At 74.0% G+C, this 15,391-nt stretch carries 12 protein-coding genes; 10 read left to right on the forward strand and 2 right to left on the reverse strand.

Annotated features, from left to right (window positions below):
* Window positions 1-127 precede the first annotated feature (127 nt).
* The 10 genes from ACFY0I_RS06775 (at window position 128) to ACFY0I_RS06820 (ending at window position 12,848) form a co-directional block, all read left to right on the forward strand.
* Complete coding sequence (locus ACFY0I_RS06775; RefSeq protein WP_388891170.1) at window positions 128-1,810, forward strand: protein kinase; 1,683 nt, start codon at window positions 128-130, stop codon at window positions 1,808-1,810.
* Window positions 1,811-2,114: 304 nt separating this feature from the next.
* The gene (locus ACFY0I_RS06780; protein ID WP_388891173.1) at window positions 2,115-2,624 is read left to right on the forward strand and encodes a hypothetical protein; all 510 of its coding nucleotides are present in this window, start codon (window positions 2,115-2,117) and stop codon (window positions 2,622-2,624) included.
* Between the two features lie 95 nt (window positions 2,625-2,719).
* Window positions 2,720-3,394 (forward strand): PadR family transcriptional regulator, encoded by a 675-nt coding sequence (locus ACFY0I_RS06785; protein WP_388891176.1) that lies wholly within the window; start codon window positions 2,720-2,722, stop codon window positions 3,392-3,394.
* 25 nt (window positions 3,395-3,419) lie between these two features.
* The gene (locus tag ACFY0I_RS06790; RefSeq protein WP_388891178.1) at window positions 3,420-4,163 is read left to right on the forward strand and encodes an ABC transporter ATP-binding protein; all 744 of its coding nucleotides are present in this window, start codon (window positions 3,420-3,422) and stop codon (window positions 4,161-4,163) included.
* A gap of 101 nt (window positions 4,164-4,264) precedes the next feature.
* Window positions 4,265-7,021 carry an FtsX-like permease family protein gene (locus tag ACFY0I_RS06795; protein WP_388891797.1) on the forward strand — a complete coding sequence of 919 codons (2,757 nt, stop codon included), beginning with the start codon at window positions 4,265-4,267 and terminating at the stop codon, window positions 7,019-7,021.
* A 106-nt stretch (window positions 7,022-7,127) separates the two neighbouring features.
* Window positions 7,128-7,667, forward strand: a complete 540-nt coding sequence (locus ACFY0I_RS06800) for a bacterial proteasome activator family protein (protein WP_281211160.1) — start codon at window positions 7,128-7,130, stop codon at window positions 7,665-7,667.
* A 779-nt stretch (window positions 7,668-8,446) separates the two neighbouring features.
* On the forward strand, window positions 8,447-9,358 hold the full coding sequence (locus ACFY0I_RS06805) for an NTP transferase domain-containing protein (RefSeq protein WP_388891181.1): 912 nt from the start codon (window positions 8,447-8,449) through the stop codon (window positions 9,356-9,358).
* Entirely contained in the window at window positions 9,355-10,644 is a 1,290-nt protein-coding gene (locus ACFY0I_RS06810; RefSeq protein WP_388891186.1) for a molybdopterin molybdotransferase MoeA, read from the forward strand. The genes ACFY0I_RS06805 and ACFY0I_RS06810 overlap by 4 nt, the downstream gene beginning before the upstream one ends.
* On the forward strand, window positions 10,632-11,732 hold the full coding sequence (locus tag ACFY0I_RS06815; protein WP_388891188.1) for a potassium channel family protein: 1,101 nt from the start codon (window positions 10,632-10,634) through the stop codon (window positions 11,730-11,732). Before ACFY0I_RS06810 ends, ACFY0I_RS06815 begins: the two co-directional genes overlap by 13 nt.
* Window positions 11,733-11,870: 138 nt before the next feature.
* Window positions 11,871-12,848 carry an NAD(P)H-quinone oxidoreductase gene (locus ACFY0I_RS06820; protein ID WP_388891190.1) on the forward strand — a complete coding sequence of 326 codons (978 nt, stop codon included), beginning with the start codon at window positions 11,871-11,873 and terminating at the stop codon, window positions 12,846-12,848.
* A 234-nt stretch (window positions 12,849-13,082) separates the two neighbouring features.
* Here ACFY0I_RS06820 and ACFY0I_RS06825 read toward each other — a convergent pair whose 3' ends face one another.
* Together ACFY0I_RS06825 and ACFY0I_RS06830 are read right to left on the reverse strand one after the other, a co-directional pair.
* Window positions 13,083-14,423, reverse strand: coding sequence for a dihydrolipoamide acetyltransferase family protein (locus ACFY0I_RS06825; protein ID WP_388891193.1), 1,341 nt, complete (start codon window positions 14,421-14,423; stop codon window positions 13,083-13,085).
* A complete protein-coding gene (locus tag ACFY0I_RS06830) occupies window positions 14,423-15,391 on the reverse strand; it encodes an alpha-ketoacid dehydrogenase subunit beta (protein ID WP_385690900.1) in 969 nt (322 codons plus the stop codon). The genes ACFY0I_RS06825 and ACFY0I_RS06830 overlap by 1 nt, the downstream gene beginning before the upstream one ends.

Consider the following 15,391-nt stretch of genomic DNA (forward strand, 5'->3'; position numbering starts at 1 on the left):
GGCGGCGCGTGGCCCCGCGGTCACGGAACGGGTACCTGGCTTGACGTGTGCTTGCCCTCCGGCAGACTGGGCGCCACACGCGCTCAGCCGGACGCGTGGGGACGCAGCCCGAGGGGAAGCAACAGTCATGAGCCAGGACGGCACACAGGGCCGGTACGCAGGCGGCTCTCTGGCCGGTGGCCGTTACCAGCTAAGGGATTTGCTGGGCGAGGGCGGCATGGCGTCGGTCTACCTCGCGTACGACTCCGCCCTCGACCGGCAGGTGGCGATCAAGACCCTGCACAGCGAACTGGGGCGCGAGGCGTCCTTCCGCGAGCGGTTCCGCCGTGAGGCACAGGCTGTTGCGAAACTGTCGCACACCAATATCGTCTCGGTCTTCGACACGGGCGAGGGCGAAGTCGTCTTCGGCGGCTCCACCGGCGGCGACACCACCGTGATGCCCTACATCGTCATGGAATACGTGGAAGGTCAGCCCCTGGGCTCCGCCCTGGAGGCCGACATCCGCCAGTACGGCGCGATGCCCGCGGACAAGGCGCTGAAGGTGACGGCCGACGTGCTGGCCGCGCTGGAGACCAGCCACGAGATGGGCCTGGTCCACCGCGACATCAAGCCCGGCAACGTGATGATGACCAAGCGCGGCGTCGTCAAGGTGATGGACTTCGGCATCGCCCGCGCCATGCAGTCCGGCGTCACCTCGATGACGCAGACCGGCATGGTCGTCGGCACCCCGCAGTACCTCTCCCCGGAGCAGGCCCTGGGCCGTGGCGTGGACGCCCGCTCCGACCTGTATTCGGTCGGCATCATGCTGTTCCAGCTGCTGACCGGGCGGATCCCCTTCGACGCGGACTCGCCGCTGGCCATCGCGTACGCGCACGTGCAGGAGGAGCCGGTGGCTCCGTCGACCATCAACCGGGCGGTCACCCCGGCGATGGACGCGCTCGTGGCCCGCGCGCTGAAGAAGAACCCGAACGAGCGCTACCCCACGGCCTCCGCCATGCGCGACGACCTGCTGCGGGTGCTGTCCGCCGGGCAGACGGGCGCGCCGGTGATCGTGCCGGGCGTCGTCGCCGGGGGCAGCGGCGCCGGCGTGGGTTCGGCCGTGTTCCCGCCCGTCGACTCCGGGTTCCAGGCCCCGCCGCCGCACTCGCTCCAGCAGCCCTACCAGGCCCCGCAGACGCAGTCCCCGTACGCGCCGACGCCCCCGCCGCAGCACCACCAGGGCGGGTACGCGTACCCGCAGCAGGGCGTGCACACGCCAACGCCCCAGCAGTACGCACCCCGGACGCCGCCGCCGTTCACCATCTCCCCGTCGCACCAGGGCGGTCCGACGGCCGTCGGGGGCGGCTCCTCCGGCGGCAAGCGGAACACGCCGGTCGTGGTCGGCGCGATCGTCGTGGCCCTGCTGGCCGTCGGCGGTCTGATCGCGGCGATCTCGATGAACGGCAAGGACGAGGACCCGCAGGCGGGCCCGGGGCCGAGCACGTCCGCGTCGGCGTCCGCCTCCGGTTCCGCCAAGGCGGGCTTCAAGGGGCCGGACACCTCACGCACGATCGACGTCGAGAAGTGCAAGAAGCCGTCCAAGGCCTACAAGGACGCGAACAAGGTCATCGCGCCCGACCTGCGGTACAAGAACCTCCGCTCGGTCAAGGAATGCCTCCAGGCCGCCGGCTGGCGCTACGAGATCGAACAGCGGGACGAGGCGGTCTACGGCCAGGACACCGTCCTGGAGCAGCTGCCCGCCGCCGGTGACGACGTGGCGAAGGACGACACGGAGTTCAAGCTGATCGTCTCGACCGGCAACCCGCAGTAGGAAGAGGTCGGCCCGGGCTTCCCCGGCGACCCGCACGACACACCCGGCATCCCGGGCCACCCCGATGGGCGGCCCGGGATGCCGCTTTTGCCCCACTATGTAAATCTGAGCACGAACCTGCCGCCGTACGGCCGGCCACTCGGCCGCCCGTCCGTCCGTCCGCTCCGCCGTCCGCCGACTCCGCCGTTCGCTCCGCCACCTGCTCGTCCGCCGCTCCGTCGCTCCGCCGCTCGGTCCTCGGTCTTCCGCTTTGCCGGATCTCGGTTTCCGCTTCCTCGGTCAACCGGAACGGGAGGGGCTCCCCGTGACTCAACGCCTCCGCGTCCCGCACTGGGCGACCGGAGCCGCGCTCGCCGCCGCGCTCCTGGTCACGGTGCCCGCGAGCGCCGCCCCCGGCGCCGCCGCGCCCACCGTCACCGGCCGGACCACCGACGCCCCGGGCGGCCCCTGGGAGGAACTCGCCGGCAGCGCCGCCGGCGAGGGCCGGGAGCGCCCCGGGCGGCCGGCCGCCGAGCCGGCTTCCGTCGACGTGGCCCCGGTGTCACGTCCGCTGCGGCCGGCCCGACCCCTCCGGCCCGGGCACCCCGTACGGCCCGCGCAGCCGCCCGGTGAGCCGGTCGTCCCGCCGGAGGTGGCTCCCGAGCCGAGGCCGCACGCCGTGCCGAGCCCGCCGTCGTCCGTCACCGCGATCGGCACCGGGCCGAACGAGCGGGCCGCCGACCTGGCCGCCCACATGCTGCCGCTCGGCACCGGACTGGCCCTGATGGGACTGGGCCTCGGCTTCATGGGGATGCGGCTGCGGCGCGGCCGCTGACGGATCCGAAGCCGGCCCGCGCGGGCCCCACCGCCGCCCCGGGCCCGCCCGGGGGATTCTTGCGAGGGAGGGCATACTCGGTATACATACTGAGTATGTCGATTCGCCACGGCCTTCTCGCCCTGCTGGAACGGGGCCCCCGGTACGGCTCCCAACTGCGCTCCGAGTTCGAATCCCGCACCGGTTCCACCTGGCCCCTCAACGTCGGGCAGGTGTACACCACGCTGGCCCGCCTGGAGCGCGACGGACTCGTCGCCCCCGGCGGCGAGGACGCGGCCGGACACACGCTGTACGTCATCACCGACACCGGGAGCGCCGAGCTGCACGAGTGGTACGAGCGCCCCGTCGACCGCACCAACCCGCCGCGCGACGAGCTGTCCATCAAGCTCGCCATGGCCGTCGGCGCTCCCGGTGTGGACATCCGCGCCGTGATCCAGTCCCAGCGGCACGCCACCGTCCAGGCCATGCAGGACTACACCCGGCTCAAGGCCAGGGCCCTGGGAGCCATCGAGAGCGGTGAGGCCGACGAACGCGACGACCTCGCCTGGCTGCTGGTCCTGGAGCAGCTGATCTTCCAGACCGAGGCCGAGGCGCGCTGGCTCGACCACTCCGAGGCACGGCTCGTCCGGCTCTCCCAGCGGGCCGGCCGGACACCCACCGGATCCGCCGAGCCCGCTCCGGCGCGGGCCGCCGGCGCCGAGCCCGCCACCGAGCCCACGGCCGGCGCCACCGCCGGCCGGCCCCGTACCGCCCGCCCGCGGCGGGGCTGACCACCGTTCCAAGGGGGAACCCCTCATGCCCGACCAGCACACCACGCAACCCGTACTCCAACTGGACCGGCTCGTCCGCACCCACGGCAGCGGCGCCACCGAGGTGCACGCCCTGCGCGGGATCGACCTGAGCGTCCGCCCCGGCGAACTCGTCGCCGTGATGGGCCCGTCCGGATCCGGCAAGTCCACGCTGCTCACCCTCGCGGGCGGCCTCGACACCCCGACCAGCGGCCGGGTCGTCGTCGAGGGGGTCGACATCACCACCGCAAGCCGCAAACAGCTCGCCGCGCTGCGCCGGCGCAGCATCGGCTACGTCTTCCAGGACTACAACCTGATACCGGCCCTCACCGCGGCCGAGAACGTGGCGCTGCCGCTCGAACTCGACGGCGTCCCCGCCCGCAAGGCCCGCGTCGCCTCGGTCGCCGCGCTGGAGGAGATGGGCCTCGCCCAGCTCGCCCACCGCTTCCCCGACGAGATGTCCGGCGGCCAGCAGCAGCGCGTCGCCATCGCCCGCGCGCTGGTCGGCGACCGCCGGCTGGTCCTCGCCGACGAGCCCACCGGCGCCCTCGACTCCGAGACCGGCGAATCGGTGCTGGCCCTGCTGCGCAACCGCTGCGACGCGGGCGCGGCCGGGATCCTCGTCACGCACGAACCCCGCTTCGCCGCCTGGGCGGACCGGGTCGTCTTCCTGCGCGACGGCACCGTCGTGGACGAGACCCTGCGCAGCGGCGCCGACTCGCTGCTCTCGGGGCGGGCGGCCGGCCTGTGACCTCCCCGTTCGGTTCCTGGTACCACCCCTGGGTCGCGGCCCTGCGCATCGCCCGGCGCGACGCCTGGCGCGCCAAGGGCCGCAGCGCCCTCGTGCTGTCGATGATCGCCCTGCCGATCATCGGCGTGAGCGCCGCCGACCTCGCCCTGCGCAGCGGCGAACTCTCCCCGCAACAGACCCTGACCCGTGAACTCGGCGCCGCCGACGCCCGGATCGGCGAGACCCACGTCGACGGCGCCGTGCTCCAACACCCCGACGGCGAGCACTACGTACCGGTCGGCGGCTACGACGCCCACCGGTCGGGCAAGCAGCCGCAATCGCAGCCGCTGAAGGCCTCGGTCCCCACCGGCGCCAAGGCCGTCCAGGACACCTCCGGCCACACCAAGGTGCACACCGCGCACGGCCTCCTCGCCACCGAACTGCGCGAGCTGGACGTGCACGACCCGCTGACCCGGGGCCTGATCACGCTCGACCGCGGCCGGCTGCCCTCCGGGCCGGGGGAGGTCGTCGCCACCAACGCCTTCCTGAAGGCCTCCGGGCTGTACGTCGGCTCCTCGGTCACCCCGCGCGGCTCACCGGTCGCGTACAAGGTCGTGGGGGCGTACGAGCTTCCCTCCTCGCTGCGGACCACGGAACTGCTCGCCCTCCCCGGCACCCTGTTCACCCCGCTGGACAAGGCTCTGCAAGCCACCGGGGCGCCCGGGGTGTCCGCCCGGACCTCGTACCTGGTCTCGGTCGGCGGCGATGGTTTCACGTGGAACATGGTCAAGGAGGCCAATGCCAAGGGCGCGCTCGTGCGCTCCCGCGCCGTGGCCCTGAACCCGCCCGCCGACTCCGACGTCCCGCTGTTCCGGCAGGAGCCGAAGGAGCAGTTCGAGCCGCCCGGCTCCGGGGGCACCGTCACCGAGCGGGCCGTCCTGGCCACCGTCATCGGCCTGACCATGCTGGAGGTGTGTCTGCTCGCCGGGCCCGCCTTCGCGGTCGGCGCCCGACGCTCGCGCCGCCAGCTGGGGCTGCTCGGCGCGAACGGCGGCGACCGGCGGCACATCCGGGCCGTCGTGCTCTCCGGGGGCCTCGTGATCGGCGCCGTCGCGGCCGTGATCGGCACGGCGATCGGCGTGGCCCTCACCGTCGGGCTGCGGCCCGTCCTGGAACAGCAGCTCGGCGCACGCTTCGGCGGCTTCGACGTCCGCCCGCTGGAGCTCCTCGGCATCGCCCTGCTCGCCGTGCTGACCGGTCTCCTCGCGGCGGTCGTGCCCGCGGTCACCGCGTCCCGGCAGACCGTACTGGCCTCCCTGACCGGCCGTCGCGGCGTCCGCCGCGCCAACCGGGTGCTGCCCGTCCTCGGCCTCGTCGCCGTGGCCGGCGGCACCGCGCTCGTCCTCTACGGAGCGAACTACCGGGTCAGCACCACCGTCGTCGCCGCGGGCAGCGCCGTCGCCGAACTGGGCGTCGTCGCCCTCACCCCGGTCCTCGTCGGCCTGTTCGGGCGGCTGGGACGATGGCTGCCGCTCTCGCCGCGGCTCGCGCTGCGCGACGCCGTCCGCAACCGGGGACGTACGGCGCCGGCCGTGGCCGCCGTGCTGGCCGCCGTCGCCGGGACCGTGGCGGTCTCCACGTACGACCACAGCAGTGACGTCCAGGCCCGGCACGAGTACGTCGCCGAACTCCCCGCCAACGTCGGGACCCTGACCGCCAATGACAACACCGGCCACAAGGACGTCCCGGCCCTGCGCGACACCCTCAGCGGCACGCTGCCGGTCGCCGTACGGGCCGATGTCGACCGCTTCGTGGTCGGCAACCCGAACTGCGAGATGCGCGAGTCCGACCCGGGCTGCGGACGCGTCGAACTCATCACCCCGAAGGAACAGCGCTGCCCGCTCTTCGAAGCGCCCGGCGGGATCGACTCCTTCACCCGGGCACAGGCCCGTGAGCTGCGCAAGGACCCGCGCTGCGCACCGCGCACGTTCTACTCGGCCCCCGACGTGGTCGTCGCCGACGAGAAGCTGATGACCGTCCTCGCCGTCACCGACCCCGGATCCGCCGCGGCCCTCAAGGACGGCCGGGCGGTCTCCTTCGAACCGCGCGACGTGAAGGACGGAAAGGTCACCCTGCGGGTCGTCACCGACCAGGCAGCCGTCGAGGAGGCCTCCGCGAAGAACGCCGAACTCCCCGGCCAGGACAAGGTGCTCGCCGTCCACACGGCCCCGCGTCCCGCCGAGGCCTGGGGCATCAAACTGGTCGTACCGCCGGCCGCCGCCAAGAACGCCGGCCTCGCCACGGCTCCCCTCGGCGCCTGGTTCAGCCTCGACGGGAAGGCGACCGGCGCACAGCGGCAGAAGCTCGACGGGGAGATCGACCGGATGGGCGCCGACGCCCACCTCAAGATCGAGGAGGGCTACCAGAAGGAGAGCACCCTCGGCGTGCTCGTCCTCACCGTCTTCGCGGGCCTGATCACCATCGGCGCGGCCGGCATCGCGACCGGCCTCTCCCAGGCCGACGCCGAAGCCGATCTGAAGACCCTCGCGGCGGTCGGCGCCGACCCGCGCGTCCGGCGCACCCTGAGCGGCTTCCAGTGCGGGGTGGTCGCCCTGATGGGCGTGGTCCTCGGCTCCGCCGCCGGGATCCTGCCGGCGGTCGGGCTGCGGCTCACCCAGGAACGCGAACAGGAACGTCTGATCCGCAACGGCCTCGAGATGGGCTGGGCCACCCTGCAGGACGCCGACCTGTACGTGCCGATCGCCGTGCCCTGGTCCACGCTGGCCGGGCTGCTGATCCTGGTCCCGCTGGGCGCGGCCCTGCTCGCGGCGCTGGTCACCCGGTCGAGCGGCGCACTGGCCCGCCGGGAGGCCGGCTGACGCCCGCGACGGGGGCCGGGCCGATGTTCCGGCCCCCGGACAGGGTGGATCACGCTCCCGCGGGGGCACACCGTGTGAGTACGCAGGTGTGCGAGAGAATGACGGCATGGAGATGCCGAGGAGTGAACGGTCGCAGGACAGCCCCCCGAACGTCCTGATCGTGGGACAGGACGGGATGGCGGTCGGCGGCGCCGATGACGAGTCGCGCGAGGTCCCGGTGACGGAGATGGTCGAACAGCCCGCCAAGGTCATGCGGATCGGCAGCATGATCAAGCAACTCCTGGAAGAGGTACGCGCCGCACCTCTCGACGAGGCGAGCCGGGTCCGGCTCAAGGACATCCACGCCGCCTCGGTCAAGGAGCTCGAAGACGGCCTCGCACCGGAACTGGTCGAGGAACTGGAGCGCCTGTCCCTGCCGTTCACCGAGGAGGCCATTCCCTCCGAGGCGGAACTGCGGATCGCGCAGGCGCAGTTGGTGGGCTGGCTGGAGGGCCTCTTCCACGGCATCCAGACGGCCCTGTTCGCGCAGCAGATGGCGGCGCGGGCCCAGTTGGAGCAGATGCGCCGCGCACTGCCCCCCGGCGGATCGCACGAGGACGACGAGGACGGCCCCCACGGCGCGGTCCGCTCCGGCCCGTACCTCTGACCCCACCCCACCCCACACCCACCCGGCGGGCCGGGGCCCCCGGCCCCGACCCGCCGGCGCTTTTCCCCGCACCGCCCCAGCCCCCTCACGCCCCTCCCGAGCAGCCCCCTCCACCCCCGCCGGCGTTTGAGGCCCGAGCCCGGGCAGCGCCCCCGTCAGCCCCGCCGGCGTTTGAGGCGCGGGCCCGGGCAGCGCCCATTTCAGCCTCGCCGGCGTTTGAGGCGCGGGTCCGGGCAGCGCCCGCTCCAGCCCCATCCGCAGTCACGGCACGGGCCGGACAGCACCCATTTCAGCCTCGCCGGCGTTTGAGGCGCGGGTCCGGGCAGCGCCCGGAAACCCCCACCCCGCCGCAACGCACGACGCAGGCCCGGGCAACACCCACATCCAGCCCGCCGGCGCTTGAAGCGCGGGCCCGGGCAGCGCCCGCTCCAGCCCCATCCGCAGTCACGGCACGGGCCGGGCAGCGCCCCCTTCAGCCTCGCCGGCGTTTGAGGCGCGGGTCCGGGCAGCGCCCGGAAACCCCCACCCCGCCGCAACGCACGACGCAGGCCCGGGTAGCGCCCACATCCAGCCCCGCCGGCGCTTGAAGCGCGGGTCCGGGCAGCGCCCGCTCCAGCCCCACCGACAGTCACGGCACAGGCCGGACAGCACCCCCATCCAGCCCCGCCGGCGTTTGAGGCGCGGGTCCGGGCAGCGCCCGGAAACCCCCCACCCCGCCGCAACGCACGACGCAGGCCCGGGCAGCCGGCGAAGGACACCCGGCCCCCATACTCAACGGCATGACCTACGACGCGATCGTCCTGGCCGGCGGCGCCGCCCGCCGCCTCGGCGGGGCCGACAAGCCCGGCCTCCGCGTCGGCGGCCGCGCCCTGCTGGACCGGGTCCTCGACGCGTGCGCCGACGCCGGGACCACCGTCGTGGTCGGCGGCCGCCGGGCAACGGCCCGCCCGGTGCGCTGGGCCCGCGAGGACCCGCCCGGCGGCGGCCCGGTGGCCGCACTGGACGCCGGTTTGCGGGCCACGACGGCCGGGCTGGTCCTCGTACTCTCCGCCGACCTGCCCTTCCTCGACCGGGACACCGTCCGCGCGCTGCTGGCCGCCGACGGGCCGGACGGGGCCCTGCTCCGGGACCCCGACGGCAGGGACCAGCCTCTGGTCGCCGCCTACCGGGCGGAGCCCCTGCGCCGCGAGATCGCCCTGCTCGCCACCGAGCACGGCACCCTCAACGGGCTGCCGTTGCGCGCCCTGACCGCCGAACTCGACCTGACCCCCGTCGCCGCCGCTGCGCCACTCGCCTCCTTCGACTGCGACACCTGGGAGGACCTGGCGGCGGCCCGCGCCCGGATCAGGGAGCATGGGACCGTGCTGGAGCAATGGATCAACGCCGCCAAGAACGAACTCGGCATCGACGTCGACGTCGACGTCACGGCCCTGCTCGACCTCGCCCGTGACGCCGCCCACGGCGTCGCCCGGCCCGCGGCTCCGCTGACGACCTTCCTCGTGGGCTACGCGGCAGCCCGCGCCGAGGCGCAGGGCGCCGACCCGGCGCAGGCCGTCCTCGACGCCTGCCACAAGACCGCCGAGCTGGCCCTGCGCTGGGCCGACGAAGCGCAGAACTCCGATGCGCGGCCCGCCGAAACGAATCCCGACCAGGCGAAGCCCGCCGATCCTCAGGAGAGCGGCTCAGGATGACCCGTACCGACGCCGACGGCGCCCTGGACGAAGCCCTTGCCCTGGTCACCCGCGATGACCGGGCCGGCGCCACCGGCGGCCACCGCGCCGCGGCCTGGCCGCACGCCCGGGCGGCGGCCGTCCGGGCCGGCTCCGGCGTCCGCGGCCGCAGCCACCGGGTACCGCTCCCGGACGCGCTCGGCGAGGTGCTGGAGGCTCCCCTGGAGGCCCTCTGCGACCTGCCGTCCTTCGACACCTCCGCCATGGACGGCTGGGCCGTCGCCGGACCCGGCCCCTGGCGGACCCGCCCCGGCGGGGTCCTGGCCGGGACTGAGCCGCCGGCTCCGCTCGCGGACGGCGAGGCCGTCAGGATCGCCACCGGCGCCCGGATCCCCGCGGACACCAGCGCCGTGATCCGCAGCGAGCACGTCCGCGAGGTCGGCGCCCAGCTGTACGCCGAGCGCGCCGTCAGCACCGGCCAGGACATCCGCCCGCGCGGCCAGGAGTGCCGCTCCGGGGACCTGCTGCTGCCCGTCGGTTCCCTCGTCACGCCGGCCGTCCTGGGCCTCGCCGCGGCCGCCGGGTACGACGAGCTGGTCACCCGGCCCCGGCCCCGCGTCGAGGTGCTCGTCCTCGGTGACGAGCTGCTGACCGAGGGCCGCCCCCACGACGGGCTGATCCGCGACGCCCTCGGCCCCATGCTCGGCCCCTGGCTCACCCGGCTCGGGGCGCAGGTCACCGGTACGCGCCGGCTAGGGGACGACCCGGCCGGGGCGCAGGCCCTGTACGAGGCCGTCGTCGGCTCCACCGCGGACCTGCTGATCACCACCGGTGGCACCGCCTCCGGCCCCGTCGACCACGTGCACCCCGTACTGGCCCGCGCCGGTGCCGAACTGCTCGTGGACGGGGTCGCCGTGCGCCCCGGGCATCCGATGCTGCTGGCCCGCATCGGCGACCGGGCGGACGGGCGGCACGTCGTCGGCCTGCCCGGCAATCCGCTGGCGGCCGTCTCCGGGCTGCTGACCCTCGCCGAGCCCCTGCTGCGCGCCCTCGCGGGCCGCCGACAGCGGCCGCGCTACACGGCGCCGGTGCAGGGGGACGTGCCCGGCCACCCGCACGACACGCGGCTCGTGCCGGTGCTGCTGACCGACGAACATGCCGTGCCGCTGCGGTACAACGGCCCGGCGATGCTGCGCGGCGTGGCCGCCGCCGACGCGCTGGCCGTCGTACCGCCGCACGGCGCACGATCCGGGCAGGATCTCGAAATCCTCGACCTGCCCTGGGCTTCGGGGGGATGTTTCACGTGAAACTTCACGGCCAGGACGCCATGGCGCGCGGCGCGGACGAGAAACTCGTCTCGCGCCGTATCAAGCTGCCCAGACGCGTCGTCGAAAAGCCGCTGCGGCAGGTCGGCCTTCGGCTGTTGATGGCCCTGTTCGTGCTGTTCCTGACGGTCCTGATCGTCTGGCTCGACCGCGCCGGGTACCACGACAACGCGAACGAGCAGGTCGATCTCCTCGACTGCTTCTACTACGCGACCGTGACCCTGTCCACGACGGGCTACGGCGACATCGTCCCGTACAGCGACAGCGCACGGCTGGTGAACATCCTGCTGATCACGCCGCTGCGCGTACTGTTCCTGATCATCCTGGTCGGCACCACCCTGGAAGTGCTCACCGAACGCACCAGGGAAGAATGGCGGCTGAGTCGCTGGAGGAAGAACTTGCGCGAGCACACGGTCGTCGTCGGCTTCGGTACGAAGGGCCGCTCAGCGCTGCAAACCCTGCTGGCCACCGGCCTCAGCAGGGAACAGGTCGTCATCGTCGACCCCAGTGCCAAGGTCATCGACATCGCCAACGCGGAGGGGTTCACGGGTGTGGTCGGCGACGCCACCCGCTCGGACGTCCTGCTGCGGGCGGAGATCCAGAAGGCCCGTCAGATCGTCATCGCCACCCAGCGGGACGACACTGCGGTCCTGGTGACGCTGACGGCGCGCCAGCTCAACCGGGGCGCGAAGATCGTCGCGGCGGTCCGCGAGGAGGAGAACGCGCCGCTGCTGAAGCAGTCCGGCGCGGACGCGGTCATCACCAGCGCCAGCGCGGCCGGGCGCCTCCTCGGGCTGTCGGTGCTCAGTCCGAGCGCGGGCACCGTGATGGAGGACCTCATCCAGCAGGGCAGCGGCCTGGACCTGATCGAACGGCCCGTCAACAAGTCCGAGGTGGGCCGGAACGTACGGGAGACCAACGACCTGGTCGTGAGCGTGCTGCGCGGCCATCGCTTGCTCGCCTACGACGACCCGCACGCGAGCCCGCTCCAGTTGACGGACCGGGTCATCACCATCGTGCGCGCCACGCGCCCGCTCACGCCCAACGTGACGCTCGGCCCGGTCGAGTAGACCGCGGATCGGGTGGACCGCGGATCCGGTGGACCGCGGATCGAGTCGGCGCGGGGGCCTCGCGCCGGCCCCGGGCCGGGCCGCCGCACCGCGGCGGCGTCCTGCCGTCCCGGGGCGGGTTCGCGTAGCCTCCGGGCCATGCATGCGATCACGATCGAGCAGCCCGGTGGCCCCGAGGCCCTCGTCTGGGCCGACGTACCCGATCCGGTGGCCGGCGAGGGGGAGGTGATCGTCGCGGTCGCGGCGAGCGCCGTGAACCGCGCCGACGTCCTCCAACGGCAAGGTTTCTACGACCCTCCGCCCGGCGCCTCCCCCCATCCCGGCCTGGAGTGTTCCGGCCGTGTCACCGCCGTCGGACCGGGCGTGTCCGGCTGGTCGGTGGGCGACGAGGTGTGCGCGCTGCTGGCCGGCGGCGGTTACGCGGAGCGGGTGGCGGTCCCGGCGGGGCAACTGCTGCCCGTGCCGGCGGGCATCGACCTGGTGACGGCCGCCGCGCTGCCGGAGGTCGTCGCGACGGTGTGGTCCAACGTGTTCATGGTCGCCGGGCTGCGCCCCGGCGAGACCCTGCTCGTGCACGGCGGCTCCAGCGGCATCGGCACGATGGCGATCCAGCTCGGCAAGGCGGTCGGTGCGCGGGTCGCGGTGACCGCGGGCGGCAAGGAGAAGCTGGCGCGCTGCGCCGAGCTCGGCGCGGACATCCTGATCGACTACCGCGAGCAGGACTTCGTGGAGGAGCTGCGGTCCGCCACGGGCGGCGCCGGAGCGGACGTGATCCTCGACATCATGGGCGCGAAGTACCTGGCGCGGAACCTGGACGCGCTGGCCGTCAACGGGCGGCTCGCCGTGATCGGGATGCAGGGCGGTGTCAAGGCCGAGCTGAACCTGGGCACCCTGCTGGCCAAGCGCGCGGCGATCACCGCCACCTCGCTGCGGACGCGGCCGCTGGAGGAGAAGGCCGCCATCATCGCGGCCGTACGGGAACACGTGTGGCCGCTGGTGGCTGCGGGGCGGGTGCGCCCCGTGGTGCACGCAACGTTCCCGATGGCCGAGGCCGCGGAGGCCCACCGGGTGCTGGAGTCCAGCGCCCACGTCGGCAAGCTGCTGCTGACCGTGTAGCCCACCGCGGAACGCCTCGTACGGGCGGCGCCCCAGTACGGCCGGCACGGGTGCTACGGGCGGCGCGGCAGTACGGCCGGCACGGGTGGTACGGCCGGGCGGGGTGGGGGTCCCGCCCGGCCATTGTTCCCGGGGCCGCCGCCCCGGGAGTCCTTGGCCGCGGCCCCGGCCGCCCGGGTCAGGACGGGCGGCTCGGGTGCTGCGGATCGGAGGCCTCGGATCCGAGGCCCCTGGTCAGAGGCTGCGCAGCAGCACCGCCGGGTTCTCCACGCAGTCGGCGACGTAGCGCAGGAAGCCGCCGGCCGCGCCGCCGTCACAGACCCGGTGGTCGAAGGTCAGCGACAGCTGGACGACCTTGCGCACGGCCAGCTCCCCCTGGTGCACCCACGGCTTGGGGATGATCCGGCCCACGCCGAGCATGGCCGCCTCGGGGTGGTTGATGATCGGCGTGGAGCCGTCGACCCCGAACACCCCGTAGTTGTTGAGGGTGAACGTCCCTCCCGTGAGGTCGGACGGTGCCAGCTTCCCGGCCCGGGCGAGCTCGGTCAGCCGGGCGAACTCCGCCGACAGGGACTCCGGGCTGCGGTCCTGCGCGTCCCGGACCACCGGAACCATCAGACCGCGCTCCGTCTGCGCGGCGAAGCCGAGGTGCACGGCCGGGAGCCGGACGATCTCGTTCGCCGCGAGGTCGACGGTGGAGTTGAGCTCCGGGTACTTGGCGAGCGCGGCCGTGCAGATCCGGGCGAGCAGCGCGAGCACCGAGATCTTCGGGCCGTCCACGGTGTTCATCGCGGCCCGGGCCGCCATCAGTTCGGTGGCGTCCGCGTCGACCCAGCAGGTGGCCTCGGGGATCTCGCGCCGGCTGCGCGAGAGCTTCTCCGCGACGGCCCCGCGCAGCCCCTTGAGCGCAATCCGCTCGCCCTGGGCCGCGGATCGGGTCGCCGCGACGGGTGCCGCGGCTGCGGCGGGCCGCGCGACGGAACCGGCGGACGCCGCGGACGCCCCGGCCAGGGCCGCCTCGACGTCGGCCCGCAGGATCAGCCCCTCCGGACCGGAGCCGTGCAACGCCCGCAGGTCGAGCCCGTTGTCCCGGGCCAACTTGCGCACCAGCGGCGAGATCACCGCGACGGGACCGACGGCGACCGCCGGAGCGACCACGACCGCCGGAGCGGCAGCGGCCACGGCCACGGCCGCCGGAGCGGCCTGCGCCGCACCCGCCGGCCTGACCCGGCGGCGTCGCGCCGGCCGGGAGTGGTCCGTGCCGTAACCGACCAGCACGTTGCCCGACCCGGACGCCGTCTCCGACGCCTCCGGCTCCGGCGTGGTGCCCGAGCCGACCGCCACCGTGATCAGCGGTGCTCCGACCGGGAGTTCCGTGCCCTCCTCGCCGAAGCGTGCGGTGACCACGCCGCCGTACGGGCAGGGGACCTCGACCATCGCCTTGGCCGTCTCGACCTCGACGACCGGCTGGTCGATCTCGACCACGTCGCCCACGGCCACCAGCCAGCGGACGATCTCCGCCTCGGTGAGCCCCTCCCCGAGGTCGGGCAGCTTGAACTCCAGTACCTGCGGCATCAGTTCTCCCACTGCAGGCGGGCCACGGTGTCCAGGATCCGGTCCACACCGGGCAGGTGGTGCTTCTCCAGCATCGGCGGCGGGTACGGAATGTCGAATCCCGTCACGCGCAGCACGGGCGCCTCCAGGTGGTGGAAGCACCGCTCCGTCACGCGAGCGGCGATCTCCGCGCCCGGTCCGCCGAAGCCGCCGGCCTCGTGGACCACGACCGCGCGCCCGGTACGGCGTACGGAGGCCACGACCGTCTCCTCGTCGAACGGGACGAGCGAGCGCAGGTCCACGACCTCCAGGTCCCAGCCCTCCTCGCGAGCCGCCTCGGCCGCCTCCAGACAGACCGGCAGGGACGGTCCGTAGGTGATCAGCGTGGCGCTCGTGCCCGCCCGGCGGACCAGGGCCTTGCCGATCCCGGGGACCTCGTCCGGCGCGTCCGGGGACCACGGTGACTTCGACCAGTACAGCCGCTTCGGCTCCAGGAAGACCACCGGGTCGTCGCTCGCGATCGACGCGCGCAGCAGCCCGTACGCGTCCTCGACCGTCGCCGGGGTGACGACCGTCAGACCGGGCGTGGCCACGTAGTACGCCTCGGAGGAGTCGCAGTGGTGCTCGACGCCGCCGATGCCGCCGCCGTACGGGACGCGGATGGTGATCGGCAGCGGCATCGCGCCCCGCGTGCGGTTGCGCATCTTCGCCACGTGCGAGATGAGCTGCTCGAAGGCCGGGTACGCGAACGCGTCGAACTGCATCTCCACGACCGGCCGCAGCCCGTACATGGCCATGCCGACCGCGGTGCCGAGGATTCCGGCCTCCGCGAGCGGGGTGTCCGTCACGCGGTCCTCGCCGAACTCCTTCACGAGGCCGTCCGTGATCCGGAAGACCCCGCCGAGCGCCCCGACGTCCTCGCCCATGACGTGGACGGTCGGGTCCTCGGCCATCGCGTCGCGCATGGCCCGGGTGAGGGCCTGCGCCAT

Origin of the sequence: Streptomyces sp. NPDC001568 (genome assembly GCF_042893755.1) — a bacterium.
Taxonomy (GTDB): Bacteria; Actinomycetota; Actinomycetes; order Streptomycetales; family Streptomycetaceae; genus Streptomyces.